General features: G+C 40.8%; 1 pseudogene. It reads right to left on the bottom strand.

The features are described 5' to 3' along the window. Positions 1–3,064 (bottom strand): annotated as a pseudogene (gene padA, locus HMPREF2853_RS00430) (LPXTG-anchored isopeptide-forming adhesin PadA); the annotation flags it as partial.

Genomic DNA, 3,064 nt, shown 5'->3' with positions numbered 1-3,064 from the left:
ACAGAAGCTTCTGTAAAGGCAACTTTGATGACTTGACCAGAAAGTGTCACTGTCGCCTTCGATCCTGCATCCTCACCATCAAGTTTAACAGTGGCTGAAGCATTCTCACCAACAAATTCTAGAACTTCTTTCAACTCGTCTGTCATCTCAAACACAGTTGCGCTGGCAGGCATTGTTGTTTTCAAAGTATAAGTAAACTCTTCATTACGTTTTGCAAGATCATAACGTTCTGTTCCGTTTACTTCCTTCTTAAGCTCTGGAGTAGTGGTTGGTGGTGGTGTAACGGTAACTGGTTTTGATTCTTTCTTAGAATCAGGATTATCATTAATGATGTAGCTAGCAGTATTTGGTACTACCGGCTTGTCTTTTGATTCATTTGGATAAGCTGCTAAGAGTGCATCAAAGGTAATGCCTTCCTTCACCTTAGCCTTAAATGAAACTTGTACAGCTTTACCAGCATATTGTTTCACTTGCTCTTTACCAAATGTGACCGTCAAACGTTGACCTTCTGTTGTTACAGTGAGGTCTTGAACAGCTTGGCCATCAACAGTGACCGTTGCTTCTCCTTCAAATGCCAATTCTTTGACGATATCATCTGAAATGGTGAAGCTATCTGCCACATGTGGAACCGTTGAGTCAATCGTATACGTAAAGATTTCTGATAACTTACCAAGATCTGCGTGTTCCTGACCATTCACCTTCTTCGTGATTGGTGGTGGTGTAACAGTGACCGGCTTGGTTTCTTTCTCACCTTGTTGGTCATTCTTGTTGGTGTAAGTAATCTTAGCTTTGTTCTCAATAGATGGAACAGTTGAGCCTTTCTTCACTTTGGCATGAATCACGAGCTCTACTTCTTGGTTACCGTAGTCACCCGCATTCGCAAAATCTTTCATCGTTGCAGTCACGGTTTGACCTTGAACTGTTACATCGAAGAATTTCGCTGCAGCTCCCTTGATTTCAGCTTGACCTGGAGTCAAGTTCTCATCCAAGGTATCCGTTACAACGAAGGACTTGTACGTTGTAATATCATTTGGCAATTTCGCTTTGATATTATAAGCAAAGTCGGTTTCCGCACCGATTGTTGCCTCTGTCAGTGTTTCGTTGATTTTCTTATCAACACCTGGTTCTGATGGAGGGGTTACGGTGACAGGTTTCGTTTCTTTTTCTCCGCTATGATCGTTCTTATCTGTGAAGCTGAACTTCGCAGTATTTGGAATGTTGATACGAGTCACTCCATCATTGATCTTAGCCGGAATAATCAATTCCACTTCTTGACCAGCAAGGTCTGTAGCGTTCGCAAACTCCTTCATCGTTGCAGTCACGGTTTGACCCTCAACTGTTACATCGAAGAAGGCTGCAGCTGCTCCTTTGATAACTGGTTTGCTTGAAGTTTCATTGATAACTGACAAATCTCCTTCAAGTGTATCTGTAATCACAAATTTCTTGTAATCTGTAATATCGGTTGGAAGTTTTGTCTTAATGTTGTAGTTATACGCTTGACCTGTCGCGATATCTAAGTGATCAAGAGTTTCATTGATCTTCTTCGTTACAGGAGGTGGCGTTACGGTGACAGGTTTCGATTCAACTTCTTTCTCTACATTATTCTCATTTGTAAAGGAAATAGAAGCCTTGTTTTCAATGGTTGTACCTATCACACCATTTTTAACTTTTGCAGGAATGACTAGTTCAACAGTTGAGTATTTTGCAAGTTCACCAAACTGACCATCCTTCACCGTTGCCGTAATCTCTTGACCATTGGTGTGGATATCAAAGAGGGCCGCTGCAGAACCTTTAATACTTACGTCTCCTGCAAGTTCCAAATTAGCATCCAGTGTATCACGAATCACAAATTTCTTGTAATTAGCAACATCACTTGGTACTGCTGTTGTAATGTTGTAGTTGTATGGTTGCCCATCAAACGTTTGGAAGCTATCCAAGTTTTCATTGATTTTCTTATCAATCGTTGGTTCTTTTGGTTTTGGTGGGGTAACCGTTACTTCGTTAGAGGTTTGTTTCACATCGTTCAAGATCACATCCGCTGTATTTGGTACTTTTACTTGACCATCTTTCTTGTATTTAGAAAGATCAGCACCTTTACGGATTTTCGCCTTAAAGGTTAATTCTACATATTGAATGTCTTTCACCTTACGGCGATTCACTTTACGAGTGATTTTTTCAAGATTAGTTTTGTCTAGTGTCAACGAAACGGTTTGACCTGAAACAGTTGTCGCACCTTTCAAATCAGCGTTATCTTTTCCACCGAGTTTTACATTCAAACTATCTGCTTGAACTTCTAACTCTGGAACAACTGTATCTGTCAGCGTAAAGTTGTCCGCAATACCTGGCCATGGAGCAGTCACCTTGTACTCAAAGAGTTCCTCTTCTGCCTTCAAATCTTCATGTTCTTTGTCATTAACCTTCTTCGTAATTTCGGTTACAACTGGAGGTTTCACGTAAACTGGATTTGAACGGCGAATGGTACTTGGTTTGGTATCTGTCTTGGCATGCGCATCTTGGTTTGGTTGATTGTCATCACCATTCCACATGATGTTCCCTTGGTTTAGGAGACCAAATCCATTACTTTCCTGAAGGAGAGCCATGAATTCTTTACTTGATTGATTATTGCGGTATTGTTCTTTCAAACGAACCTTAATGGTCATTTGAGCTTTCTTCAATACCAAGTAATTATAGTTGGATCCTTTAGCAGGAACATCCGCAACCACGACACTTTGAGGGTTGCCTTCTGAATCATCTTGACTAACTACACGAGTGGTCCATTTTTCTCCATTTGGTCCAGTAGCTGAACTTTCAACCACTTCCAAACGGTAGTCAAGTGGGTCTGTCAACATGACGTTCTTTTCAAATTCGTAGGCTACGTTATTGAAGTTGTAATCAAGAGTATAGGTAAACTCCTCTGCCTTGTCTGACAATTGTGCAGAATAGGCTTTTTTCTTTGTCAAACCAAGCGGGTCATCAATTTCTCCCAAATCATTACTCTTATCTGCGTCGGTAATTCTCTTCGTGACACTTGGGTAACAGTACTCGAGTTTTTGAACTTCAACTT

Source organism: Streptococcus sp. HMSC077F03 (assembly GCF_001812375.1).
In the GTDB taxonomy this organism is placed as follows: Bacteria; Bacillota; Bacilli; order Lactobacillales; family Streptococcaceae; genus Streptococcus; species Streptococcus oralis_S.
This window is presented reverse-complemented; position numbering and strand designations above follow the sequence as displayed.